The organism is Devosia sp. LjRoot3, from assembly GCF_964252865.1.
Taxonomy (GTDB): domain Bacteria; phylum Pseudomonadota; class Alphaproteobacteria; order Rhizobiales; family Devosiaceae; genus Devosia.
Map to the genome: position 1 here is coordinate 122,057 of NZ_CAXUPK020000002.1, position 25,277 is coordinate 147,333.

At 62.5% G+C, this 25,277-nt stretch carries 22 protein-coding genes and 2 tRNA genes; 12 read left to right on the plus strand and 12 right to left on the minus strand.

The genetic code is table 11. The features are described 5' to 3' along the window. Position 1: 1 nt before the first annotated feature. The 5 genes from ACSQ2A_RS07625 to ACSQ2A_RS07645 all read right to left on the minus strand — a co-directional run bounded on the left by ACSQ2A_RS07625 (position 2) and on the right by ACSQ2A_RS07645 (position 8,533). Positions 2-394, minus strand: coding sequence for a COG4315 family predicted lipoprotein (locus ACSQ2A_RS07625; RefSeq protein ID WP_436071728.1), 393 nt, complete (start codon positions 392-394; stop codon positions 2-4). Between the two features lie 78 nt (positions 395-472). After that, positions 473-1,021 (minus strand): hypoxanthine phosphoribosyltransferase, encoded by a 549-nt coding sequence (gene hpt / locus ACSQ2A_RS07630; protein WP_436071729.1) that lies wholly within the window; start codon positions 1,019-1,021, stop codon positions 473-475. Positions 1,022-1,197: 176 nt separating this feature from the next. After that, positions 1,198-2,625, minus strand: coding sequence for a glutamate synthase subunit beta (locus ACSQ2A_RS07635; RefSeq protein WP_436071730.1), 1,428 nt, complete (start codon positions 2,623-2,625; stop codon positions 1,198-1,200). Between the two features lie 11 nt (positions 2,626-2,636). Beyond that, entirely contained in the window at positions 2,637-7,373 is a 4,737-nt protein-coding gene (gene gltB, locus ACSQ2A_RS07640; RefSeq protein ID WP_436071731.1) for a glutamate synthase large subunit, read from the minus strand. Positions 7,374-8,077: 704 nt separating this feature from the next. After that, complete coding sequence (locus ACSQ2A_RS07645) at positions 8,078-8,533, minus strand: Hsp20 family protein (RefSeq protein WP_295414506.1); 456 nt, start codon at positions 8,531-8,533, stop codon at positions 8,078-8,080. Between the two features lie 386 nt (positions 8,534-8,919). Between ACSQ2A_RS07645 and ACSQ2A_RS07650 the strand changes: the two genes are divergently transcribed. Next, the gene (locus tag ACSQ2A_RS07650; RefSeq protein WP_295414505.1) at positions 8,920-9,894 is read left to right on the plus strand and encodes an alpha/beta fold hydrolase; all 975 of its coding nucleotides are present in this window, start codon (positions 8,920-8,922) and stop codon (positions 9,892-9,894) included. 14 nt (positions 9,895-9,908) lie between these two features. Here ACSQ2A_RS07650 and ACSQ2A_RS07655 read toward each other — a convergent pair whose 3' ends face one another. The 5 genes from ACSQ2A_RS07655 to ACSQ2A_RS07675 all read right to left on the minus strand — a co-directional run bounded on the left by ACSQ2A_RS07655 (position 9,909) and on the right by ACSQ2A_RS07675 (position 14,123). Then, positions 9,909-10,322, minus strand: coding sequence for a TadE/TadG family type IV pilus assembly protein (locus tag ACSQ2A_RS07655; protein ID WP_436071732.1), 414 nt, complete (start codon positions 10,320-10,322; stop codon positions 9,909-9,911). Continuing rightward, on the minus strand, positions 10,319-10,762 hold the full coding sequence (locus ACSQ2A_RS07660) for a TadE/TadG family type IV pilus assembly protein (RefSeq protein WP_436071733.1): 444 nt from the start codon (positions 10,760-10,762) through the stop codon (positions 10,319-10,321). The genes ACSQ2A_RS07655 and ACSQ2A_RS07660 overlap by 4 nt, the downstream gene beginning before the upstream one ends. Next, positions 10,759-12,015, minus strand: a complete 1,257-nt coding sequence (locus ACSQ2A_RS07665; protein WP_436071734.1) for a TadE/TadG family type IV pilus assembly protein — start codon at positions 12,013-12,015, stop codon at positions 10,759-10,761. Before ACSQ2A_RS07665 ends, ACSQ2A_RS07660 begins: the two co-directional genes overlap by 4 nt. Before the next feature lie 111 nt (positions 12,016-12,126). Then, the gene (gene hisN / locus ACSQ2A_RS07670; RefSeq protein WP_436071735.1) at positions 12,127-12,921 is read right to left on the minus strand and encodes a histidinol-phosphatase; all 795 of its coding nucleotides are present in this window, start codon (positions 12,919-12,921) and stop codon (positions 12,127-12,129) included. A 359-nt stretch (positions 12,922-13,280) separates the two neighbouring features. Further along, complete coding sequence (locus ACSQ2A_RS07675) at positions 13,281-14,123, minus strand: N-formylglutamate amidohydrolase (RefSeq protein ID WP_295414497.1); 843 nt, start codon at positions 14,121-14,123, stop codon at positions 13,281-13,283. Between the two features lie 263 nt (positions 14,124-14,386). Between ACSQ2A_RS07675 and cpdR the strand changes: the two genes are divergently transcribed. The 9 genes from cpdR (at position 14,387) to xth (ending at position 22,042) form a co-directional block, all read left to right on the plus strand. Continuing rightward, positions 14,387-14,746 (plus strand): cell cycle two-component system response regulator CpdR, encoded by a 360-nt coding sequence (gene cpdR / locus ACSQ2A_RS07680; protein ID WP_035086991.1) that lies wholly within the window; start codon positions 14,387-14,389, stop codon positions 14,744-14,746. A gap of 160 nt (positions 14,747-14,906) precedes the next feature. Continuing rightward, positions 14,907-14,981, plus strand: a tRNA-Val gene (locus tag ACSQ2A_RS07685). A gap of 29 nt (positions 14,982-15,010) precedes the next feature. Further along, positions 15,011-15,085: transfer RNA gene (locus tag ACSQ2A_RS07690), tRNA-Val, on the plus strand. A gap of 278 nt (positions 15,086-15,363) precedes the next feature. Further along, positions 15,364-16,068 carry a VIT1/CCC1 transporter family protein gene (locus ACSQ2A_RS07695; protein ID WP_436071736.1) on the plus strand — a complete coding sequence of 235 codons (705 nt, stop codon included), beginning with the start codon at positions 15,364-15,366 and terminating at the stop codon, positions 16,066-16,068. Between the two features lie 114 nt (positions 16,069-16,182). Then, positions 16,183-18,618, plus strand: a complete 2,436-nt coding sequence (gene ligD, locus ACSQ2A_RS07700; protein ID WP_436071737.1) for a DNA ligase D — start codon at positions 16,183-16,185, stop codon at positions 18,616-18,618. Positions 18,619-18,651: 33 nt separating this feature from the next. Next, the gene (locus ACSQ2A_RS07705) at positions 18,652-19,554 is read left to right on the plus strand and encodes a Ku protein (protein ID WP_295415980.1); all 903 of its coding nucleotides are present in this window, start codon (positions 18,652-18,654) and stop codon (positions 19,552-19,554) included. Positions 19,555-19,560: 6 nt separating this feature from the next. After that, entirely contained in the window at positions 19,561-20,637 is a 1,077-nt protein-coding gene (locus ACSQ2A_RS07710; protein ID WP_436071738.1) for a tetratricopeptide repeat protein, read from the plus strand. Beyond that, positions 20,634-21,278, plus strand: a complete 645-nt coding sequence (locus ACSQ2A_RS07715; RefSeq protein ID WP_295415976.1) for an alpha/beta hydrolase family protein — start codon at positions 20,634-20,636, stop codon at positions 21,276-21,278. The genes ACSQ2A_RS07710 and ACSQ2A_RS07715 overlap by 4 nt, the downstream gene beginning before the upstream one ends. Beyond that, positions 21,275-22,042, plus strand: a complete 768-nt coding sequence (xth, locus tag ACSQ2A_RS07720; RefSeq protein ID WP_436071739.1) for an exodeoxyribonuclease III — start codon at positions 21,275-21,277, stop codon at positions 22,040-22,042. Before ACSQ2A_RS07715 ends, xth begins: the two co-directional genes overlap by 4 nt. Before the next feature lie 27 nt (positions 22,043-22,069). On the opposite strand, the gene ACSQ2A_RS07725 is transcribed toward xth, so the two are convergent. Continuing rightward, positions 22,070-22,495 carry an OsmC family peroxiredoxin gene (locus ACSQ2A_RS07725; protein WP_295415972.1) on the minus strand — a complete coding sequence of 142 codons (426 nt, stop codon included), beginning with the start codon at positions 22,493-22,495 and terminating at the stop codon, positions 22,070-22,072. Positions 22,496-22,824: 329 nt separating this feature from the next. On the opposite strand from ACSQ2A_RS07725, the gene ACSQ2A_RS07730 reads away from it, so the two are divergent. After that, positions 22,825-24,090, plus strand: a complete 1,266-nt coding sequence (locus tag ACSQ2A_RS07730) for a hypothetical protein (protein WP_436071740.1) — start codon at positions 22,825-22,827, stop codon at positions 24,088-24,090. 39 nt (positions 24,091-24,129) lie between these two features. Here ACSQ2A_RS07730 and ACSQ2A_RS07735 read toward each other — a convergent pair whose 3' ends face one another. Then, positions 24,130-24,750: a pyridoxamine 5'-phosphate oxidase family protein gene (locus ACSQ2A_RS07735; RefSeq protein ID WP_436071741.1), complete on the minus strand. Its 621-nt coding sequence runs from the start codon at positions 24,748-24,750 to the stop codon at positions 24,130-24,132. 124 nt (positions 24,751-24,874) lie between these two features. Between ACSQ2A_RS07735 and msrB the strand changes: the two genes are divergently transcribed. Beyond that, positions 24,875-25,276 carry a peptide-methionine (R)-S-oxide reductase MsrB gene (msrB, locus tag ACSQ2A_RS07740; protein WP_436071742.1) on the plus strand — a complete coding sequence of 134 codons (402 nt, stop codon included), beginning with the start codon at positions 24,875-24,877 and terminating at the stop codon, positions 25,274-25,276. The last annotated feature ends 1 nt before the right edge of the window (position 25,277 follow it).

Consider the following 25,277-nt stretch of genomic DNA (forward strand, 5'->3'; position numbering starts at 1 on the left):
TCTATTCGATGGCAAGATGCCAGACGTCGCCGACGCCGTCACCCGAGATGTCGCCGGGGGCCTTGTCCTCGTACCAGTAGTAAAGCGGCATGGATTTATAGGCCCACATTTTGGTGCCGTCGGTGCGCTCGACTAGGGTAAAGTCTCCCTCGGGTGTTGCCGCAGCATCGGCAAAGAGCGGCGGCCACTTTACGGCGCAGTCGTCGTAACAATTGGTGACGCCGGCCGTGTCCTTGTCGAAGATGTAGAGCGTCATGCCATTGGCATCGGTCAGCACCATCTTGCCGCCGATGTCAGTGGATTTGACGGCGCCGCCGAGATAGTCGACCGCAAAGGCCGGCGCGACGATGAGTGCCAGCGCGGTTGCGCCGACTAGAAGCGAACGAAGCATCATGTTTGGTCTCCTCGCAGCAGGCGCTTGATGCGCCTGCATAGAGACAAACACCGGGGGGAGAGATTTAGTCCCGCGGCTTCAGGAATTTTCTTCGGTGAAGTGGACGGCGCCGATATGGGGGAGGTTGCGGTTGCGCTGGGCGTAGTCGATGCCGTAGCCGACGACGAAGCGGTCGGGGATTTCAAAGCCCAGCCATTTGGCCTCGATGTCGGTCTCGCGGCGGCTCGGTTTACTGAGCAGGGCGCAGACTTCCATGCGGCGGGGATGGCGGGTTTCGAGGATTTCGAGGACGTGCTTGAGGGTGTGTCCGGTGTCGATAATGTCTTCTACAACAAGGACATCGCGGCCGGCGATCTCGCCGCGCAAGTCCTTGAGGATGCGCACTTCCCGGCTCGATTCCATGGAATTTCCATAGGAAGAGGCTTCGAGGAAATCGACTTCGACGGGCAGGTCGAGTTCGCGGACGAGGTCGGCGATGAAGATGAAGGAGCCGCGCAGGAGCCCGACGACGACGAGTTTATCGGTGTCGGCGAAGTGGGTTGAGATCTCTTTTGCGAGGGCTTCGACGCGGGCGGCGATGGCCTTGGCGGAGATCAGTTCGTCGACGATGTAGGGCTTTTGGGTCATGGCGAGTCCGAGTAGCGCGAGCGCGAGACTGTTAGCAGACTGTTGGCATCGAGGGTAGCGGCTGGCGGAATAGGTCACAGAACGGGGACGCCCCCGGAGGTGATCCGAGGGCGCCGGGTTTTTCATTGCAGAGCCCTCGGGTCGAGCCCGAGGGTGACGCGCTATGGTGGGTGTGACTACCTCGGCAGATCCGTCTTGCCCATCAGATCGAAATCGATCGAGCGGGCGGCCTGGCGACCTTCGCGGATGGCCCAGACGACCAGGGACTGACCACGACGCATGTCGCCGGCGGCGTAAACCTTGGGCTTGGTCGTGCGGTAAGTCATGGTGTCGGCAAAGAGGTTGCCGCGCTTGTCGTAGTCGGCGCCGAGTTCGGCCAGCATGCCGTCGTGCACCGGGCCGGCAAAGCCGATGGCGAGGAGCACGAGGTCGGCCTTGATGATGAATTCCGAACCGGGGATCGGCTGGCGCTTGCGATCGACGCGGGCGCATTCGACGCCGATGACGTCGCCGGCGGCATTGCCGATGATCTTCATGGTGCCGGCGGAGAACTCGCGGATGGCGCCTTCGGCCTGGGAGGACGAGGTGCGCATCTTGACCGCCCAGTTGGGCCAGTTGGTCAGCTTGTTTTCCAGTTCCGGCGGCATCGGGCGGACGTCGAGCTGGGTCACGGCGATGGCGCCCTGACGGAACGAGGTGCCGACGCAGTCGGAGGCCGTATCGCCACCACCAACGACGACGACATGCTTGCCGGCGGCGGTGAGCTGGACTTCGTGGGAAACGTCTTCGTAGCCGACGCGACGGTTCTGCTGCACGAGGAAGGGCATGGCGTAGTGAACGCCGTTGAACTGCTGGCCTTCGACGTCGACTTCACGCGGACGTTCGGAGCCGCCGCAGAGCAGCACGGCATCATGATCGCGCTGGAGATCGGAGAGCGGCACGTTGACGCCGATATTGGCGCCATAGTGGAAGGTGACACCTTCGGCTTCCATCTGTGTGGTGCGGAAGTCGATGTGTTCCTTTTCCATCTTGAAGTCGGGAATGCCATAGCGGAGGAGGCCGCCTGCCTTGGGTTCACGCTCGAAGAGGTGAACCTCATGACCGGCGCGGGCCAGCTGCTGGGCCGCGGCCATGCCGGCCGGGCCGGAGCCCACGACGGCGACCTTCTTGCCGGTCTTGATCGCAGGCAGCTGTGGCTTGATCCAGCCGGAACGGATCGCCTTGTCGGCGATGGCCTGTTCGACCGTCTTGATGGCGACCGGGACGTCTTCCAGGTTCAGCGTGCAAGCTTCCTCGCAGGGGGCGGGGCAGATGCGGCCGGTGAACTCAGGGAAATTGTTGGTCGAGTGGAGGTTGCGCGCCGCCTCTTCCCAATCGTTGTTGTAGACGAGGTCGTTCCAGTCCGGGATCTGGTTGTGGACCGGGCAGCCGGTATCGCCATGGCAGAACGGAATGCCGCAATCCATGCAGCGCGCCGCCTGGTCGACGATCCGGCCTTCCGTCATCGGAATGGTGAATTCACCGAAGTGACGGATGCGGTCGGAAGCCGGTTCGTAGCGCGGTTCTTCGCGTTCGATCTCGAGAAAGCCTGTTACCTTACCCATTTGCTCTCTCCTTACTCAGCAGCCACGTGTGCGCCAGACGAGCGCTTGCGTTCCATCTCCAGGATGGCGCGGCGATATTCAACCGGCATGACTTTTACGAATTTCGGGCGCATCTCGACCCAGTTGTCGAGGATCTGCTTGGCCTTGGTCGAACCGGTATAGTGCAGGTGGTTCGAAATCAGCTGATGCAGGCGCTCGTCGTCGTGCTTGGTCATGTCACCAGAGATGTCGACACGGCCATGCCATTCCAGGTCTCCACCATGGTGGTGGAGCTTTTGCATCAGTTCTTCTTCTTCCTGCACCGGTTCGAGATCGACCATGGCGAGGTTGCAGCGCGACCGGAAGGTCTCGTCCTCGTCGAGGACATAGGCCACGCCACCTGACATGCCGGCTGCGAAGTTGCGACCGGTCTGGCCGATGACGACGACGAGGCCGCCAGTCATGTATTCGCAGCCGTGGTCACCCGTGCCTTCGACAACGGCGATGGCACCCGAGTTACGCACGGCGAAGCGTTCGCCGGCGATGCCGCGGAAATAGGCCTCGCCCTTGATGGCGCCGTAGAGAACGGTATTGCCGACGATGATCGACTTGGTCGGATCGAAGGACACCTTGTCGGACGGACGCACGACGATGCGGCCACCCGAGAGCCCCTTGCCGACATAGTCATTGGCGTCGCCGATCATGTCTATGGAAATGCCCTTGGCGAGGAAAGCGCCAAAAGCCTGGCCTGCCGTACCACGGAGGGTGATCGAGACGGTGTCTTCGGGCAGGCCTTCATGGCCATACTTCTTGGCGAGGGCGCCAGAGAGCATGGCACCGGCCGAGCGGTCGCGGCTGCGGATCGGCAATTCGATCTGCACTGGCTTGCCCTCTTCGAGAGCGGGCTTGGCGAGTTCCACCAGCTTGCGGTCGAGCACGGCTTCGAGGTGATGGTTCTGCAGTTCCGAGTGATAGAGCGTATCGCCCCCAATCGGCTCGGGCTTGTAGAAGACCTTGCTCAGATCAATGCCTTCGCTCTTCCACTGGCCTTCGGCGCGGCGCTGATCGAGGAGGTCGGAACGGCCGACCAGTTCGTTGAGCGTGCGGGCACCCATGGATGCCATCAAGCCACGCAGTTCCTCGGCGATGAAGAAGAAGTAGTTGATGACGTGTTCGGGCGTGCCCTTGAAGCGCTTGCGCAGCACCGGGTCCTGGGTGGCGACGCCAACCGGGCAGGTGTTGAGGTGGCACTTGCGCATCATGATGCAGCCGGCCGCGATCAGCGGCGCGGTCGAGAAGCCGAATTCGTCGGCGCCGAGCAGGGCTCCGATGAGAACGTCACGACCGGTCTTGAGACCGCCATCGACCTGCAGCTTTACACGGCTGCGCAGGCGGTTGAGGACCAAGGTTTGATGGGTTTCGGCAAGGCCGATTTCCCAGGGGCCGCCGGCATGCTTGAGCGAGGTCAGGGGCGAAGCGCCCGTGCCGCCATCGTAGCCGGAGATGGTGATGTGGTCGGCGCGTGCCTTGGCAACGCCGGCCGCAACCGTGCCGACGCCCATTTCCGAGACTAGTTTTACGGAGATGTCGGCAGCTTCATTGACGTTCTTGAGATCGTAAATGAGCTGGGCGAGATCTTCGATCGAATAGATGTCGTGGTGCGGCGGCGGGGAGATGAGGCCCACGCCGGGGGTCGAGTGGCGCGTCTTGGCGACGACCCAGTCGACCTTGTGGCCGGGCAGCTGACCGCCTTCGCCGGGCTTGGCACCCTGGGCGACCTTGATCTGGATCTGGTCGGAATTGACGAGATATTCGGTCGTGACGCCGAAACGGCCTGATGCAACCTGCTTGATGGCGGAGCGCAGAGGGTTCTGCGAACCGTCGGCCAGGGGCTTGTAGCGATCGGGCTCTTCGCCGCCTTCGCCGGTGTTCGACTTGCCGCCGATCCGGTTCATGGCGATGGCCAGGGTCGTATGGGCCTCGCGGCTGATCGAGCCGAAGGACATGGCGCCGGTGACGAAGCGCTTGACGATTGTGGCGGCGCTTTCGACTTCTTCGAGCGGGACTTCAGGGCCCAGCGGCTTGATGTCGAAGAGGTGGCGAATGGCGAGATAGCCGTTTTCGCCCGAGTTCACGCGCTCGGCAAAGCTGTTGTAGCGGTCCTGCGCGGTTTCGGGGCTTTCTTCAAAAGTGCGAACGGCGTGCTGGAGGTCGGCGACGACATCCGGGCTCCAGGCATGCTTTTCGCCGCGGATGCGATAGGCATATTCGCCACCGACATCGAGCGACTTCTTGAGGACGGCATCGTCACCAAAAGCCTCGGCGTGACGGCGTACGGTTTCCTCGGCGACTTCGCCGAGGCCAACGCCTTCGATCGAGGTCGCGGTGCCGAAGAAGTACTTCTTCACAAATTCGGAGTTTAGGCCGACCGCGTCGAAAATCTGGGCGCCGCAATAGGACTGGTAGGTCGAAATGCCCATCTTGGACATGACCTTGAGGAGGCCCTTACCGACCGACTTAATGTAGCGGTAGACGACTTCGTCGGCCGAGACTTCTTCGGGATAGTTGCCTTCGGCGTGGAGGGCCTGCAGCGCTTCGAAGGCGAGGTAGGGGTTGATGGCTTCGGCGCCGTAGCCGGCCAGCATGGCGAAGTGGTGGATTTCGCGGGCTTCGCCGGTTTCGACCACAAGACCCGTCGAGGTGCGCAGCCCCTTGCGGATGAGGTGGTGGTGCACGGCGGCGAGCGCCAGCAGCGTCGGGATATCAAGACGATCCGCTGCGATCAGGCGATCGGAGAGGATGATGATGTTGTATTCGCCGCGCACGGCGGCTTCCGCTGCCTGGCAAAGGGCGTCAATGGCCGCTTCCATGCCTGCCGCGCCGTTTGCGGCGGGGTAGGTGATGTCGAGCGTCTTGGTCTTGAACTGGTTGGTCTCGATCTCGCCGATGCCGCGGATCTTTTCGAGATCCTCGTTGGTCAGGATCGGCTGGCGCACTTCGAGGCGCTTGACCGTGGACAGACCTTCGAGATCGAAGAGGTTGGGACGCGGACCGATGAAGGAGACGAGGCTCATCACCGATTCCTCGCGGATCGGATCGATGGGCGGGTTCGTGACCTGCGCGAAGTTCTGCTTGAAATAGGTATAGAGGAGCTTGGACTTGTTGGAGAGCGCCGAGATCGGCGTGTCCGTGCCCATCGAGCCGACGGCTTCCTGGCCGGTGGTGGCCATGGGCGCCATCAGGAGCTTGATGTCTTCCTGGGTATAGCCAAAGGCCTGCATACGATCGAGGAGGGCCTCGGTCGGTTCCGGCGCCTTGGGGGCAACGGCGGGCAGGTCTTCCAAGACGATCTGGGTGCGGGCGAGCCAATCGGCATAGGGATTGGCGGTCGCGAGGGTCGCCTTGATCTCTTCATCGGAGATGATGCGGCCCTGCTCAAGATCGATGAGCAGCATGCGGCCCGGCTGCAGGCGCCAGCGCTCGACGATGTCCTCGTCGGGAATTGTAAGAACGCCCGATTCCGAGGCGAGGACCACGTGGCCTTCCTTGGTGACGAGGTAGCGCGCCGGACGGAGGCCGTTGCGGTCGAGCGTCGCGACGACATAGCGGCCGTCGGAAAGGGACATGGCGGCGGGGCCATCCCAGGGTTCCATGAGGGAAGCATGGTACTGGTAGAAGGCGCGGCGCTTTTCATCCATCAGCGGATTGCCGGCCCAGGCTTCCGGGATCAGCATCATGGCTGCGTGGGGCAGCGGATAGCCGCCGCGCACGAGGAATTCGAGCGCGTTGTCAAAGCAAGCCGTATCCGACTGGCCCTCGTAGGAGATCGGCCAGATTTTTGAGATGTCGTCGCCGAAATACTTCGAGTGCACGGAAGCCTGGCGGGCTGCCATCCAGTTGACGTTGCCGCGGATGGTGTTGATTTCACCATTGTGCGTCGTCATGCGGTAGGGGTGAGCCAGCTTCCAGCTTGGGAAAGTGTTGGTCGAGAAGCGCTGGTGCACGAGGGCGATGGCGCTTTCGAAGTCTTCGTCGTGGAGGTCGGGATAGAAGGCGCCGAGCTGGTCGGCGAGGAACATGCCCTTGTAGACGAGCGTGCGCGCCGACATGGAGACGACATAGAAGCCGTTGTCGCCGTTGCTCTCGGGAACCTCGGCATAGACGGTGTTGGAGATCACCTTGCGCACGATGAGCAGCTTGCGCTCGAACTCGTCGAGGGTCAGGCCTTCGGGGCGGGCGATGACCATCTGCTCGATGATCGGCTGGGTGGCAATGACGCCGGTGGAGAGCTTCTTGTTGTCGGTGGGGACGACGCGCTCGCCGAGGAGGGTGACGCCCTCCTTTTCGAGGCAGGCGCGGACGGAAGCGGCGCAACGATCGCGCAGCGCGACGATGTTGGGGTAGAAGACCATCACCACGGCGTAGTGGTGCTTTTCGGGCAGGGCGAAGGGCAGCACCTTCTGGAAGAAGGCGTGCGGGGTCTGCACCAGGATGCCGGCGCCGTCGCCCATCAGGGGATCGGCACCCACGGCACCGCGGTGCTCGAGGTTCTCGAGGATTTCGAGACCCTTTTCGACCACTTCGTGGCTGGGCTTGTTCTTGATGTTGGCGATCATGCCGATGCCGCAGGCGTCATGTTCCTGCATGGGATCGTAAAGACCCTGGGCTTCCGGGCGGCTATGGACGCGCTTGCCATCGAGGATCAGGGTTTTGCGAGTATTGGCTTTCGCTGCAACCGGAGAAAATTGTCCGTTCTGCTGGGGGGCCATATCTTAATCCTCGCTGTCTGATCGTACCCGTTGCCGGGCTTGGTTCGCTATGTCGTGTGCATCCTGATGGTGCCGGTGCCGGCCCGCTGGATGCAGTCTTGGTCCTCAGTGGGCGCACTTCTCAATCGGGTCGTACGTTCGGTACGGCTCGGATGAACAAGTGCATCCATGCGTGGGGAGCGGCGCTGCATCCAAATGGCCGCTCATATTCGAGCTATCTTAGCTCCGCCTGTTCGTTTCCGCTATCGTCTAGCGGTCCAGCCGAACCAGCGTGCGCTGCTTGCCGCGGAGAGCGGGGCGACGCGTCAGATAGGACAGAAGCACTGCCCTAACAGCTCCACATTTGCATAATTCAAAACTAGGTACAAGCGGTAAGGTTGGACTTGGTGCGAAAAAAATAGGAATGCCTGTTTTGTGGCATAGGAGTTGTAGGACTTCTGGCGTCGAAATGCTCAAATTGTGAGCAGTGTGCGCGAATTTTGTGCGAAAGTCCTACTTTCGGGTCCTATGTAGGCGATTGTCCTATTTTCGGTGTGTGGGTGCAATAGGAGTTCTTGGGGAAAAGGCGGTTCGCCCTGTGCCAGACGAGGACAGATGGAGCCCGCCGGCAACGAAGTCTGAACGGTCTCGCGACCGGGGCCGCAAACAAAAAGCGCGGCCCCATTGGGACCGCGCCTTCATCGTCTCCGGGAGGAGGATCGAGATTAGTTGACCGACTTGTCCTCGATGGTGGCGGTTCCGCCATTGATCGCGATGGTGCGCGGTTTCTTGCTTTCGGGCAGTTCGCGCTTCAGTTCGAGATGGAGGAGGCCATTCTCGAGAGCGGCGCCCTGGACTTCGACATAGTCGGCAAGCTGGAAGCGCAGCTCGAAGGCGCGCTCGGCAATGCCGCGATGGAGGAATTCGCGCTTGGTGTCGGCGGTCTCGGCGGGCTTGGCGCCCTTCACGACGAGGCTGTTTTCCTTGGTCTCGATGGCGATGTCGCCATTGGAGAAGCCGGCCACGGCGATGGAGATGCGATAGGTGTCTTCGCCGGTGCGCTCGATATTATAGGGCGGGTAGGACTTGGTTTCCTGGGTGCCCAAGGTGTCGAGGCGGTTGAACAGGCGGTCGAAACCGACGGTGGAGCGATAGAAGGGGGAAAAGTCGATGGTCTGCATTTTCACATTCTCCAGTTGAGCAACGTGGATTGAAATTACGGTGCCTCCCGCGGTGCTCCCAGATGTGGCGAGCGTCCTGTCGGCAGGGCCGGTGTCCCCGGCTTTCCGGCGGACCAATCATATTTAGGGTGGGGTTTTGCGGCTTCAAGGGGTGGCCGCAACGGGACCAAAATGAACCGAATATGAATGGTGTGGTCCGGGCCTGTTCAGGCGTCATGGCCGATAACGTGAGGACAAGGCCGCCGCCGCTGCCTTGTCAGGCGGGACCCGTCATCCGCCCCCCGCACGGGCCCGCCCATGAAAAAGGCCAGCATTCCTCAGCCCGGAATGCTGGCCTTTCTTTACTTCACGAGGCTATCCTCATGGCAAAATCGTGGAGGCGCGTCTTGACCGCATTGGTTGATCCCACTGGCCCGAAGCTTGCCATTGTTCCGTCCAATCCCGTGCCGGCTGGCGTGCGGGTCGGCTATGTGACGACGCCTGACCGGGTGAAACTGCGCTATGCCATCTGGCCCAGATCGGCCGGGCCGCATCGGGGCACGGTGTGCCTCGTGCAGGGGCGCACGGAATATATCGAGAAGTATTTTGAGACGATCGCGGACTTTCAGGCGCGCGGCTTTGCCGTCGCGACCTTTGACTGGCGCGGGCAGGGCGGTTCGGACCGGCTGATCGGCAATCGCACCGTGGGTTATGTGGATCGGTTCGACGACTATTGGACTGATCTCAGAACATTTCATGCCGAAATCCTGCTGCCCGATTGTCCGCCGCCTTTCTATCTCGTGGGTCATTCCATGGGGGGGCTTGCTTCGCTCTATGCAACGACGCGCGACCGGATGATGTTCGACCGTGTCTTTCTCTCGGCGCCCATGGTGTGCCTGCATGGCATGGAGCACAGCATTGGCGGCTTTGGCGCCTTTGCCGAAACGCTGAGTTTTCTGGGACTGGGCGCGGTGCCGCTCAAGCGCAAGGGAGACCGGCGGCCGAGCGAAGCGAGTTTTCTCGACAATCCTCTGACTTCGGACATGCTGCGCTATATGCGCATGGTGGAAACCATCAGGGCCGATGACGGGCTCTATATCGGCTCGCCGAGCTTTCGGTGGCTGGCGGCCTCGATGAAGGCGATGGTGGAAGCCAATCGCGAGGATTTTGCCGGGCGGCTGCAGATTCCGTTGCTGGTGCTGGCGGCAGCGCGCGATACGATCGTGTCGACGCCGGCGCTGGAGCAATTGGGTCTCAGGTTGCGCAATGGGCGGCATGTGGTCATTGCCGGGGCCAAGCACGAGCTGTTCATCGAGACCGATCCGATCCGCGGTCAAGTGCTGGCGGCGTTCGACGCCTTCATCACCAATCAGACGCGCTAGAGCGGCATGCGCTGTCAATCACCCGCCAGCGGAACCATGGCTACGGCGTGAAGGGGCACCCTTTCGGGCAGCGGGAAGGGGCCGAGCACCTGGAAAAGATAGTCGAGCCGGAGCTCTATGTGATCATAGGGCTCGGTCTGGTTCTGCATGGAAATGGTCAGCTGAGCGGGATCGAGCGCCGTATGGCTCATGGCCGCGAAAATAGCGTCCCGTGCGCCGCTTTCGTCGTCGGGCTGGAAGAGCAGGTGACGCAGGCCGTCCTCGGCCAGACGCGAGATCGTCGAATGGGCATAGACGCCAAACCCGACCTGGAACAGAGCCATGATGCAGACCAGGAAGACCGGGATGACGATGGCAAACTCGACGGCCGCGCTGCCACGCTCTTGCCGCAGGAAGTCTGCGAGGCTCTTGTCCGGGCGTCTCTTCATTCCACCTCACCCAGATAGAGCTCGAAATTGGCGCTGATGGTCATGTCCTGGGCGAAGATGGCGGTCCTATAGGGCAGGAAGACACTGCCGCTGGCAAAACGATCAAGCCCGGAAGCGCAACTGGCCTGGCATCCGGCCTTCTTGCTGGCGCAGCCGCAGAAGGTTTCCATCTCGATATCGGCCGCGCTGTTGGCCCCGAGGCCATAGGCGATGACCTGCCGGGAGGTGGCGATATCGGTGCCCTGGGTCTGCATGACATGCTGCATGCCCGAATTGAGGGCCGATTGCAGTTTCACCTTTGCCTGAAAGCCGAGGCCAAGATCGATGGTGCCGGCAATAAGCAGGAGCAGGAAAGGCGCCAGCAGGGCAAATTCGACGGCCGCATTGGCGCGGCAATCGTGCCAGCAAGAGCGCAGGAATGACCTGGCCCGGACGATCATGCCGACCCCTTGGCGAGGCGGACGCGGCCGGTTCCGCCGCCTCTGCCGCTCGTTGTCGATGAGCAATCATTGTTGATGGTGCCGCTGCCGCGAATGTCGATGGTGCTCGCAACGATCCGGGTGCAGCGTGCCGAGGCCAGGTTCGGGCCGCTTTCGGTAAGAAGGGTCTGATTGGGAAAGTAGATGCCGCCTTCGACATTGCCGAGGACGCCGATAAGGCGCACCGAGCCGCCGGATTTGGATGGGTCGCCCATGATGGCCATGCCCTGGCTGGGGCCACTGGTCGGGGCTTTCAGATCCCAGGCGACGTTCTGGGCGATGTCGAGCACCTTGCTCTGGTCGAGATAGATGGTGACGCCATCGCCGATGATCCGGCTTCCCGGCGCGGCCCGGAAGCCTGCAGTGAAATAGTAGATGCCCGGAAGCAGGGTGACCGTGCCATCGATTTCCACCTGCTTGCCGTATTTGCCTGGCTTGAGGATATTGTCGCCGGGCATGCCTGCGCCATAGCGGCCTTGCGATATCGACTGGTCAACGAAAAAGCCGGTGTCGGGAATGGCCGAGCTGCCCCAGAACGGGGTCGAGGCCATGGGGTCGGTGGAAGTCTCGCGGTCGTGGCCATCCTCGCACTCGGTCAGGTTGACCCAGGCGCCGCCATTGGTGCCGATGGTGCCTGGCGTCCTGGCGCAGGTGGCGGTGAGGCTGGCCGAGCCTTCCGCCCAGATTGCGTCATTGCTCGCCGAATTGGTCGCGACCACGCAATCCATATTGGCCTGGACGCTGGCGGCAAGGACAATGGAGCGCGACTGGTTCGGCTTGAGCGCCAGCATGCAGGGCAAGGCTTCGAGCACTTCGTCCATGCTGGCAAAGGCGTTCACGCCGATATCGACCGTGCCGGTATCGAGGAACAGGCTCGAGAGGAAAAGCTTGGTGTTTACAGACAGGTTGGCGCGGGATGAGTTCGGCCCGAGCGCTTCGTCCTGAGACGGAATGAGGATTTCGATCTGGTCGTTTGATCCGGAAAATCCGGAGGCCCTGGCCTGGGCGATGCCTACGGCAATGGCCTTGTCCAGATCCGCATCGATGCCATAGGCAACCAGCGCGCTATAGGCGGCCGTATCGGCAGCGATCTGGAGTTTGTTTTTCTCGCTGTACCAATAGCCGACCTCGATGGCGAGCGCGGCAAAGCCCAGAAGGCAGGGCAAGAGCAGCCCGAAAATGATGGCGACGCTCCCGGAGGAATCGCCAAACATACGTGCTGCTGCTCTGTGGTGCATGGGGCGCTGACAAAAGGGGATGTACGTACCGCAACATGTCGCGCCAGCGTTAAATTTTAGTGCACCCTGAAGACTTTACGGGTCGTTTCAGGCGGTGGCGATCAGATCGAGCGTTTTGTCGAGCAGTTCCTGGCTCGCCGCCGCGACGACATTGCCGCCGCCGGTCGGCTCCGAACCGTCCCAGCAGGCAATGGCGCCGCCCGCTTCGCGGATGATCGGCACGAGGGCGGCGATGTCATAGGTGTTGAGATAGGGCTCGATGACGAGGTCGGCATGGCCGGCCGCGAGCAGGGCGTAGCCGTAGCAATCCATGCCGAAACGCTGGAGGCGGGTGGATGCTTCGACGGCGTGCCACTTGGCCAGGAGATCCGGCGTGTTGAAGAGTTTTGGCGTGGTGGTGAAGACGCGGGCCGGTGCGAGGTCAGTGAGGCCGCTCACGCGATTGGGCTGGGTGAGGCCGCCGCGCTCATAGCGCGAATGGCCGGGCACGGCGACAAAGGCCTCGCCGATAAAGGGCTGGCTCATGATGCCGGCCTTGGCAACGCCATCGACGGCAAAGCCGATCAGCGTACCCCAGACCGGGGCGCCGGAAATGAAGGCACGGGTGCCGTCCACCGGATCGATGATCCAGGTATAACGGCTTTCCCCGGTTGTGCCCCATTCCTCGCCGATCACGGCGTGGTCCGGGAAAGCGTCGGCGATGATGGCGCGGATGACCTTTTCGGCCCCCTTGTCGGCCTCGGTGACCGGATCAAAGCCTGATGTCAGCTTGTTGTCGACGGCAAGGCCGGAGCGGAACAGGGGGAGGGTATGGGCCGCTGCGGCATCGGCGGCGGCGAGCAGGGTCGCTTCGATACGGGCAAAGTCGATGGTCGTGGACATGAAAAAATCCTCCAGCAGCGGGCTGAGGAGGTTTAGGAGGCGCCGCGGCGCGGGGCAAGCGGACAAATGCCGGCCCGTGTCAGACCTTTATGCTTTCCAGGGCAGGCACCGGGCGCGTTGCGGGGCCGAAATTTCGTCGAACCGTCATGATTCATTTTTGCAACAAGCGCTTTCGAACCGCAGCAGAGGACGCGATGAGCCTTGTATGGGAGTGAAAATGGGTTCAAGCCAGAGGGGCATGATGTGCATTTTGACCGGCATAGCCACTCTGCGTCTGGTCGAAGCGCATCGTTCCTCCCTTGACTGGGCCGCCTTTCGGGGCGGCCCTTGTTTGTGAAGGGATTTCCTTTTCGAAAGCGCTATTCCGCGGCGGCGCGTTCGGGCGCGGCGGCGGGTGCTGCGAGCGCCAGGAGGTCCAGCCCGATCAGGGCGTGGATCATGCCATCGACGAGCTGGCGCAGAGGTTCGAAGCCCGCATTCTTTTCGAGCGTCGCTTCATTCATATAAAGATGCCGGCTGACCTCGATCTGCAGGGCATGGACGCCGTGCTGCGGGCGGCCATAGGCGCGGGTGCAGAAGCCGCCGGCATAGGGGCGATTGCGCGCCACTTTCAGCCCGGCGGCGATGAAGCCGGTTTCAACGAGATCGACCAGGGCCGGCGAGCAAGTGGTGCCATAGCGGTCGCCGAGGACGATGTCGGGGGTTGCCCGCTCGCCATGGCGCCCGAGCCGCGGCATGGAGTGGCAATCGATGAGCACGGCAACGCCAAAACTGGTGGCGGCTTCGGTGAGCAGGTTTTGGAGGGCGGCGTGATAGGGATGGTAGATGCCCTCGATGCGCATGCGCGCATCCTCGAAGGTGAGCTTTTCGCGGTAGATCGGCTTGTTTTCGGCGACGACGCGGGCGAGCGTGCCAAGACCGGCGGCAACGCGGGGCGATGTGGTGTTGAACCGATCGGACAGGGGGTCGACGAACATGGTGGGATCGAGTTCCCAGGGTTCGCGATTGACGTCGAGATAGGCGCGCGGGAAATGCGCCCTCAAGAGCGGCGCGCCCAGATGCGGCGCGCGCGCAAAGAGTTCATCGACAAAGGCGTCCTCGGACTGGCGGATCGACAGATGGTCGAGCCGGGTCATGGCAAGGAAGCGGTCGGGATAGCTCCGGCCGGAATGGGGCGAATTGAACACGAGCGGTGCGACCATGCGGCGGGGCCGTATGGTTTCGAATGCCGGTTGATCCCAATAGTCGGATCGCACGCTGCCTCCACGGGGGCCGCGCTGGGCGCGCGGTCGAGTGATTTGCTGTCACCCAAGTGTCGCGCGACACGGTCAACTTGTCCAGTTGATTGCAAAAAGACGCCCTGGCGGCGCGAGGCCGTTTGCGTTGCGGCAAATCTGAATTAAACATCGACTCAATACGACTCAATACGACTCACTGCCGGACTGGCCCCGAAAGAAGGTTTTTGATGAAGCGAATTCTGCTCGCCGAAGACGATAACGACATGCGCCAGTTTCTCACGCGCGCGCTCAAGAATGCGGGCTATGAGGTGGTGTCGTTCGACAACGGGCTTTCCGCCTATGAGCGCTTACGCGAGGAGCCGTTTTCGCTGCTGCTTTCGGATATCGTGATGCCGGAAATGGATGGAATCGAACTGGCGCGCCGCGCGACGGAACTCGATCCGGATTTGAAGGTCATGTTCATCACCGGCTTTGCCGCCGTGGCGCTCAACCCCGACAGCGACGCGCCCAAGGATGCCTCGGTCCTGTCCAAACCCTTCCACCTCAAGGATCTGGTGTCGGAAGTGGAGCGGCTCCTGGCTGCATGATTGCCTGCGCATGCCTTTGCCGCAAAACCGGTTTCCACTTTTGCGAGGCATGCGTGACGAAGAAATCCACAGGCGCGGAAATGAGCCTCTTGACCCTTTGGTCGCTTCATGGTTTATCCGCGCCACCGGAACGGCGAATGCTGAACCGGCCCGGAGAGATGGGCGTATAGCTCAGCGGGAGAGCACTACGTTGACATCGTAGGGGTCACAAGTTCGATCCTTGTTACGCCCACCATCTCTTCTTTCTTCCCTGCCAAGGGCAGCGGGTGCGTAGCTCAGCGGGAGAGCACTGCCTTCACACGGCAGGGGTCACAGGTTCAATCCCTGTCGCACCCACCATTTTCTAGACATTTCTGGGTATTTTGGGCTCACGCACCGACTTGGGCTGAGATTTTCTTTGCAGCTGAAGCGTGCTCCCGTCGGGCGAAGCGTTTGGGCCGGCGATACGCGGCCAGGTCCGTGTGTCCCCCAAATGGCGAGCGCTGCAGGCGCTGGCTGAAGGGTGTGGTCCGAGCAAGATACCGGGATATGGCCGAAGAGGTCGCTCTCTGCGATGATGGCAGCAGTCCGGGAATTCTGGGGCGGGCATGCATTGGCTCGGCGAGGTGGGGACAATCTTGAACCATATTGCGGTTGCCTGGCTTGCAAGGCTCCGGTTGCTATTCGCCGACCCCGGCGCGCACCGCGCCTGGGCCTTGGCGGCCAATGACGGCATAATAGCCACTGCCGGCATTTTGGAAGGGTTCGCCGGTGCCGGTGCCGACGATGCGACGCTGGCGCTCGCGGGAATGGCCGCGATGGTCTCGGGAATGTTCACCGCCGGTGGCGCAAAATGGGCGGAAACGGCATCGGAGCGCGAGGCGCAATTAAGCCTCATCGAAGAAGAGCGGCTGGAGATCAAGCGCCAGCCAGATGTCGAATTTGACGAGCTGCTGGACTACTACAAGCAAAAGGGATTGCCCGCCGACCTGGCGCGGGAGGTTACTGCGCAGCTGATGAAACGCTCTCCGCTCAAGGCGCAATTGGAGAGCGAGCATGGCATCATCAGCGTTGTTTCGCGGCGCGATATTGTTCAGGCCAGCCTGGGTACGGCGATTTCCTACGCGATCGGTGCGTCCATTCCCCTCTTGGTCACCATTATGGTGCCAATCCATGTCGACACCGGGCTGGTGCTTGCAGCGGTTGCCGTTTCGCTGGTTTTGACATCGATACTGGCCGCCCGTGCCGGACGGCAGGACCTCAACCGGACTTTGTTGCGCACGCTCGTCATCGCCGCCGGGACGGTCGGTGCAAGCTACCTCGTCGGGAAATTTGCCTTCTAGCTGGCATTGGCGCGCTGGCGGCCAGGCCAGGGTCCGATCTATGACTCGACGCCCGCGACAGGACGTCGTCGCCCGCTAGTTCCGCCTTCATTTTTTTGCGCCTATCATCGGCACATGGCTGAGGATCGTCTCAAAACCTATCGTGACAAGCGTGATTTTACGCGCACGACCGAACCGTCCGGGATGGATGGCGAGGATGGGTTTCGCTTCGTTGTTCACAAGCATCACGCCACCGCCGATCACTATGATCTCCGCCTCGAACTGGGGGGCGTGCTCAAGAGCTGGGCTGTGCCCAAGGGGCCCTCGCTCAATCCGGCGGATAAGCGGCTTGCGGTGGCCACCGAGGATCATCCGGTCGACTATCTGGATTTTGAGGGCCTCATCCCGGCCGGCGAATATGGCGGCGGGCCGATGATCGTCTGGGACAGGGGCACCTGGGCGCCCATGGGGGACCCGGAGGCCGATATTGCCAAGGGCGCCTTCAAATTTCGGCTGGCCGGCGAAAAGCTCAGTGGCGGCTGGATGCTGACCCAACTCAAGAACCGTCCCGAGGACAAGGGGAAGGTCAACTGGCTGCTGTTCAAGGAACACGACCAGGCCATGGATATTGAGAACGACATCCTTCAGGCCCGGCCCGAAAGCGTCAAGACCGGCCGGCGCATTGAGGAATTGCTGGAGCCACCGGCTCCGCCGCCGCGGAAACGCCGCGCGACGTTGAAACCGGACAAGCTTAGGGGTGCGGTGGCATCGGCCATGCCCGACAAGACACCGCTTCAGCTTGCGACCGCGACTGCCGCGCCGCCAGCGGACACGCAGACCAGTACCTGGCTGCATGAGATCAAGTTCGACGGCTATCGCACCCTTGCCCGCCTCGACAACAAGGCGGCACGCTTCATCACCCGCGGCGGCCTTGATTGGACGCGGCGCTATGGCGACCTGCCGGAGGTGTTCGCGACCCTGCCGTGCCGTCAGGCGGTGATCGATGGCGAGATCGTCGTGCTCGATGCCCAGGGCGTCAGCAGCTTTGGGCGGTTGCAGGAGGAGCTTTCGGAAGGCCGGCCGCGCAACCTGCTGTTTTTTGCCTTCGACCTCTTGTACCTCGACGGCTGGGATCTGCGTGGCGTCGCCCTTCGGGACAGGAAGGCGCTGCTCAAGACCCTTCTGGAAGGGGCTTCTTCAGCTATTCAGTTCAGTGATCATGTCGAGGGGCAGGGCGGGGCCCTTTTCGAACAGGCTATCGACCGTGGACTTGAGGGCCTCGTCTCCAAGCGCGCCGACGGTATCTATAGCGGCAGCCGATCCGGCACCTGGCTCAAGATCAAGGCGCCGAAAACCGGCCACTTTGTCATCGCCGGCTACACCGCCTCGCCCAATGCCGGCGGGATCGGGGCGATCGCCGTTGCCGAATGGGTGGGAGACGATCTCATCTATCGCGGCAAGGTCGGCACCGGGTTTGATGCCGCGGATATGGCAGGCCTGCTCGAGCGCCTTCGGGCCCTCGAAGGTGGCGACCGGCTGGAGGGTTTCCCCAAGGAGGTGATCCCGGTCAAACCCCTCATCACCGCGCGCATCCAATATGCTGTTGTCACCAGCGACGGCATGTTGCGCCATGCCGTCTTCAGGGGCCTGCGCGAGGCCAGCCTTTCAAGCGGCGCCAAGGGACAACGCAAGCGGCTGGTGACCGATGCTGACCTCGCCAGCATCTGGGTCACCAATCCAACGCGCCGGCTCTTTGGCAAGAACGGCCCCAGCAAGCTCGACATTGCCGTCTACTATGCCAGCGTCGGCGATTTCATGCTGCCCCATCTCCTTGGCCGGCCCGTGTCGCTGTTCCGCTGCCCCACGGGCAAGTCGGCTGACTGCTTCTTTCAGCGCCACCCCTTTACCGGCATGCCCGAAAGCATTGCCAAGATCGAGACCGCCAATTCCGAGGGGGAGAAGAAGACCTTTATCGCTGTCACCGACACCAAGGCCTATCTGGCGCTTGCACAGTTCGGTGCGGTCGAGTTCCACAGCTGGGGCACGCATCTGGATCACCTCGACAAGCCCGACCGCATCATCTTCGATCTCGACCCCGGCGAAGGCGTCGCCTGGCGCGATGTCGTCAATGCCGCCGTGCATCTGCGCGATGAACTGCTGGGTATGGGCCTCGTGCCCTTTGTCAAAACCTCCGGCGGCAAAGGCGTCCACATTGTCGTGCCGACGACGCGCAAGCTCAACTGGAAGGCTGCGCATGCGGCCAGCGCCCGCATTGCCGAAGCCCTGGCGGCCACCGGACCCGATACGTTCGTCACTGTCATGGGCGCCCAAAACCGCAAGCGCCGCATCTTCATCGACTATTTTCGCAATGCGCGCAGCGCGACGGCGGTGGCCGCCTACTCGTTGCGGGCGCGTACGCATCTGCCCGCATCGACCCCAATAGAGTGGCGAGACCTTGAGTCTATCGACTCAGCGCAGGACCTCAATTACTCTACGCTTCCGAGATTATTAACGATGTCCGGCGACCCGTGGGCAGACATTAACGAGTCTTCGCGAGACCTCCCGGCATAGTTACTGGTGATTGTGTTTGAGTAGGAGGCGACCATGGCTCCACGGGCCAGTTGGAAGGGACATCTGCGGCTGAGCCTGGTGTCATGCGCGGTAAAAATGTATCCCGCGACCAGCACGTCGGAGCGCATCAGCTTCAACCAGCTCCACAAGGACACGCATAACCGGATCAATATGAAGCCGGTCGATCCCGAACTGGGTCTGGTCGAGCGCGCCGATCTGGTGAAGGGCTACGAATATGAGCCCAAGCAATATGTGATCATCGAGGACACCGACCTCGAGGCCGTCCGCATCGAATCCAGCCATACGCTCAATATCGAAGCCTTTGTCGATGAGGACGAGATCGATGTTCTCTATCAGGATGCGCCCTACTATCTGGCGCCCGATGGCGCCATGGCGGAGGAAACCTTTGTCGTGCTGCGCGAGGCCATGCGGCGCAGCGGCAAGGTGGCCATTGCCCGGCTCGTCCTGTCGAGCCGCGAGCGCGTCGTGACCATCGGCGCCCGCGAAAACGGCATGTTCATCACCACCCTGCGCAATCCCAACGAAGTGCGCGGCACGACCGAATATTTCGACAATATTCCAAAGGGCAATCCGGACACGGAAATGCTCGACCTGGCCGAAAAGCTGATCGAGCAGAAGGTGACCTCCTTCGACCCCAAGGCCTATGAGGATCGCTACGAAATCGCCCTGATGGCGATGATCAAGGAAAAGCTCAAGGGGCACAGGCCGATCGTGGCTGCTGCGCCCGAACGCGGCAATGTCATCAACCTGATGGACGCGCTCAAGGCGAGCCTCGGCGAAGCCAAGCCGGCTGCCAAGAGTCGCGCCAAGGCGCCGGCCGCGGCCAAGGAATCGGCCACGACCGTCTCGCTCAAGGCAGCCCTTGAGGCCAGCAAGTCGGCCAAGCCCAAGGCGGCACCGCGAAAGAAGGCGTAGTCCGGCATGGAGTTCAGCGGGGCCAGCATAGGCGTCGTCGGGGCGCTCAGGGCTTTCCCGCTGAGGTCGGCGGCGCGGCGCATAGAAGAGGGCCGTGGACGCTTGCACCGTGGCCTGCCGCGCGGCACAACCATGGCCGTTTTCTGCCGCTCTCTGCTCTCCCGCCTCGACCCCGCCGCGATCGAAAGCCGATTTGAGCAGGCTCGCGCCAGCGTTGGCAGCGTGCGCAGCGAAAATGGGCTGATGCGCCTGATGGGTCTGCTCCCCAAGCCGGCTCCCGGAGGGATGGCGCGTCAGGCGCTTCTGGACCAGTCGGGCCTTGGCTCCAAAACCCTCGATCTGCTCGTTCTGTTCGATGCATTTGAGCACGACGCCGAGCCCTTTTCCTTTCGCGATCTCATATTGGCGAGGAAATATGCCGGGTTGGAAAAATCCGGAGCCGCCTGGCACGACATCGCCAAATCCCTGCACGGCGTGGGGCCCGTCGGCTCCCTGACGGCGCTGACGCTGCAGGCGAGCGGCGACAGGATCGTTGCGGAAGATGCATTTTCTCTCGCCGAACTCGACGGCCAGCGCCTGCTGCCGCTCGATGATCAGGCGGACGCCGCCGAAGACTATTTTGTCCATGCCGAAACGGCCGAGCAGGCGGGCCTCTTTGCCGAGGCGGCGGTGCTCTATGGCCATTGTGCCGCGGTCGATCCGAGCGACGCCACTGCCCCCTTCAACCAGGGCAATTGCCTGCGCGAACTGGGTGATCTCAACGCCGCGCAGCTTGCCTACGCCACCAGCCTGAAACGCGATCCGGCCTTTGTCGAATCCTGGTTCAACTGCGCCGGTGTGCTGCGCGAGCTCGGGCGCCCGGAAGCGGCACGCAGGCATTTGCAGCGCGCCATCGCTGTCGACCCGCTTTACGCCGATGCCATCTACAATCTGGCGGCCCTCGACTACGAGATGGGCAATCTCGACGAGGCTGTTGCAGGCTGGCGTCGCTATCTGGAGCTTGATGACAGCTCGGATTGGGCCCGGCGGGCGCGTGCCGGCATTGCCCTTGTGTCCCAGATGTCCCGGAGCCAGGCTGGATGAGTACGCAGTTTCTGTTCGACGGACCCGAGGACGCCCGCGTCACCCTGCTGCTGGCGCATGGCGCCGGCGCCCCGATGGACTCCGCTTCGATGAACGCGACCACCAAGGTTTTGGCCGCACAGGGTTTTCGGGTGGCGCGCTTCGAGTTCGGCTACATGGCGAGCCGCAGGACCTCGGCCGGCAAGAAGCCCCCGCCCAAGGCGGAGACCGTCATGCCCGAATACCTTGCCGCGGTGGACGACCTCGGGCCGACCAATGGCCCGCTTGTTATCGGCGGCAAGTCCATGGGCGGACGCGTCGCCAGCATGGTGGCGGATGCCCTGTTCGAGGCCAACCGCATTGCGGGGCTATTGTGTCTTGGCTATCCGTTTCATCCGCCCGGCCGGCCGCAGCAATTGCGCACTGCCCACCTTATCGGCCTCAAAACCCCGACGCTGATCTGCCAGGGTACGCGCGACGAGTTTGGCGACCGCTATGAAGTTGGGGAGTTCGGCCTCTCCGATGAAATTGAGCTGTTCTGGCTCGAAGACGGCGATCACGACCTCAAGCCGCGCAAGGCGATCTCCGGTTTCACCACGGCCGGCCACCTGCAAAGCGTGGCGGAGCACGTTTCGGGCTGGGTGCAGCGCATCGCGCCGTGAAGATCGCGACCTTCAACATCAACGGCATCAACAGGCGCCTGCCCAACCTGATGGCCTGGCTCGCCGATGCCGCGCCTGACATTGTTTGCCTGCAAGAACTCAAGGCCGCGGATCGGCAATTTCCGGCAACGGCCCTTGCTGATGCCGGGTATCACGCGGTCTGGAAGGGCGAACCGGGTTGGAATGGCGTTGCCATCCTCACCCGTGGCAGTCCCCCGGTGCTGACCCGCGACAGCCTGCCGGGGGCACCTGACGACCGCCAGGCCCGCTATATCGAGGCGGCCTGCAATGGCGTGATCATCGGCTGCCTCTATGCGCCCAATGGCAATCCCAGGCCTGGGCCGAAATTCGACTACAAGCTGGCCTGGACACAGCGTTTGCTTGAGCACGCGCAAGAGCTCTGGTCGAGCGATCTGCCGATCGTGCTGGCCGGTGATTTCAATATCGTCCCTGAACCCCGGGACATCTACGAGACGACATCCTACAAGGACAATGCTCTCGTTCAGCCGGAGAGCCGCGCCCTGTTCCAGCGCTTGCTGGAACAGGGCTGGACTGATGCGATCCGGCGGAAATTTCCCGATGCGACCGTCTATACCTTCTGGGACTATATGCGCAGCCGCTGGCAGCGCGACGCGGGCTTGCGCCTCGACCACCTGCTCTTGAGCCGTGCTTTGGCCAGAAAGCTCAAGAATGCAGGCGTCGACAAGCTCGTGCGCGGAGAGGAGGGCGCAAGCGATCATGCGCCCGTCTGGATAACTCTGTAGACAGCACGGGCGCTTGATGGGCCAGACTTAGGCGAGCTTCGCCTCGAGCGTGATGCTGATAGCGCCCAGGGCCTTGGACACCGGGCAATTGGCCTTGGCCTTCTCCGCCAGTTCTTGGAAGGTGGCATTGTCGATGCCCGGCACGGTGCCGACCAGGGTCAGCGCGCTGCCGGTGATGCCGGTGCCGGGGACGAGCGTGACCGCCGCCTCGACCTTGAGATTGGTCGCCGGGGTGCCATTCTCGGCCAGGAAATGCCCCAGTTGCATCGCGAAGCACCCAGAATGCGCCGCCGCAATCAGCTCCTCGGGACTGGTGCCCGACCGGCCGCTGTCATCGACGAACCGCCCCTTATAGGTATAGGGCAGCGTCGCGAACGCGCCGCTCGGGACATCGAGGGTGCCAGTACCTTCCGTCAGCGTTCCGGTCCAGTTGGCGGTAGCCGTGCGCTTCATTGTGCTCTCCTGAGGTTGCATCCATGCGCTTCATGGCAAGGCAAAGCCTAGCAGTTGCGGTGATGAAACTGAAGTTTCAATCGGTGTGTGGCCAGTTGCTCAACCTCTGGGGCCGCCGCGAGGCGACCGGTTGGAGGCTTCCGCGGGAGCGGCTATAGTGTGCTTCTGCTGCGAGCGGAGGTTGGCATGGCCCGGTCTGTGGTTGCGCGTGTGATCCTGGTGGGCGGGGTTCTGTTCGGCTCTCTTTCGAGCATGCCGGCACTGGCGCAGGACGATTGCGCACCCATCATCCAGTCCCTGGCCGCAACGGTTCTTGCGGGACGGAGGTTTTGCCGCCCCTGCAGGCGCGACGCTTCGGTACCCGGGCCATCTACCTGCTTTCCCGCTATGGCGACCTCAGCGATGCAGAAATGGACCGCCTGCTGTCCGGGGCTGTCGAGGCGCGCATGCATGGCGCATCCGACCTCCAAATGGCCTGGCTTGTGCATAGCGGCACCGCCGACCTCTCACCCGAGGCCGTGGCCGCCATGGTCGATACGGCCATGCCGTCCGCCACGCGCGCCTTGCTGCTGGCTGGCGAGGCCGAGGCCGCAATGGCCGCGATTGCCGCGCTGCCCGAGGGAAACCGCATCCCGCTCGGCCAGATGATGGTGACGGTCAGCTTCGACCAGCCCGACACTGTCAAAGCCGAATTGGGCGCATTTGCCGCCGGCCAGGGTCTTGATTGGCTCGGTGCTGGCTTTGCCGCCGCGCAGGAAGATACAATGGCATGGTCAGACCATGTCAAAGGCATGAGCGCCGAGGAGGAGGACAATCTCGTTTCCATCTGGGGCTGGATACCCGGCCTCAACGGCAATCCCATTCTGGCGCGCAGCACGGCCCGGCAGGATGCCGAGGCACAATCCTGGCGCGAAGCCTCGGGCCTCGTCGCCTGGGCCTCTGCCAGGCAGCCAGAAATCTCGCTGATCACGACGTTCCTCAACCAGACCGGTGCCTTTGGCGAATCCGCCGCCGTGGCCAAGCTGCTGCTCAAGCGCTTCGACGGCGACCTGTCGCTCACGGGTCCACTGGACGCGGGTTGGCTGGCGACGCTCGAGGCGTTTGAGACGCAGGGGTTCGATGCCGACGCCATTCGCAGCCAGTTCGGCAGCACTACTTTCGGCATCAACCGGGTGGGGCGGGAGAATGTCGGCGACATTTTGGACTGGATTGTCGCCGTCGACGCGCTTTGGCCCTATCTGCAGGGCGAAGGGGAATTGCCGGCAAATCCGCCAGACCTGCTTTCGTCCGAATTCTCCGACTGGGACCGCTGGCTGGCGCTCGCTGGTGCCGTGCATGAGGATACGGCCAGCGCCATAGCCAATCCGAGCCTGGACGATCTGCCCATACTCGCCGAGATGCTGCATGCAGCCGGATTGCGCGAGATGTTGGCAGGGATGCTGCGGGCCGGACCGCCCACGCCCGAAAGCGTTGCCCTGGCCGACGATTTTGCGGCTCGGATCGATCGCCTGTGCGACGCGCATCTCTGGCACAAGGGCGAGGCGCCGCTGCTTGGCGGGCAGGCGCTTTACAAATTTGACGGGGCGGAAGACTAGGGCCGCGCGAAATTGTCCGGGGTCAGTCCCCTTGACCTCTTACCACATGGTGGCCTTGGCGCGCTCGGGCCAGGCCTTGTCATAGGGTTCGCCGCCGACGGTGTTTTCGCTCATGGCGGCGAGGATCTGGCCGGGCGATGGTAGGGTTGCCGGGTCGATGTGGCGGGCGGGGTTCCAGAGTTCGGAGCGGACGATGGCGCGGGCGCACTGGAAATAGAGCTCGTCGATTTCGAGGACGATGACCGAGCGCGGGGCCTTTTCGTCGACCGCAAAGCTCTCGAGCAGCGCGGGATCGACCGACAGATGGGCGCGGCCATTGACGCGCATGGTGGTGCCGGAGCCGGGGAGGAGGAACAAAAAGGCGCAGCGGGGATCGCGGACGATGTTGCGGAGGGAATCGATGCGGTTATTGCCGCGGCGGTCGGGCATCATCAGGGTTTTGTCGTCGTGAATGCGGACGAAGCCGGCTTTGTCGCCGCGGGGCGAGCAGTCGATGCCTTCGGGCCCGACGGTGGCGAGGGCGGCAAAGGGGCTCGCTTCAATGAGGCGGCGATATTCCGGCGTCATGGCGCGGGCGACCTTCACGGTCGAGGCGGCGACGGGGGCGGGCAGGTAAAGGGCTTCGAGCTCAGCAATGGACGAGACGATGTGCTGGGACATGAAGACCTCTTTCAGAACGGTGCTGGCGGGCTGGTCAGCGCGGCGTGATGAATCTGGCGCTGGTGGATGGGTGTAACTAAACCTATATCTCCAGCGAATGACAGTGCGACAAAGGAGTTAAGCCATGGATGCCCATGCCTATCCCGTGACCCGGACCGACGCTGAATGGCGGGAGCGTTTGACGCCTGAACAGTATTACATCATGCGCCAGCACGGCACTGAACGGCCCGGCAGTTGCGCGCTGCTGCACGAGACCCGTCAGGGCACTTTTGCCTGCGCCGGCTGCGATACGCCGCTGTTTGGGTCGACGCTGAAATTTGAAAGCGGTACCGGCTGGCCGAGTTTTAATGACCCGCTGCCGGGTGCTGTTGAAAGCACGGTCGACCGCAGCCATGGCATGGTGCGCGAGGAAGTGCACTGCGCCACCTGCGGCAGCCATCTGGGGCATGTGTTCCCCGATGGTCCGCCGCCGACGGGGCTGCGCTATTGCATCAATGGCGTGGCGCTGAATTTTACGGCGGCCTAAG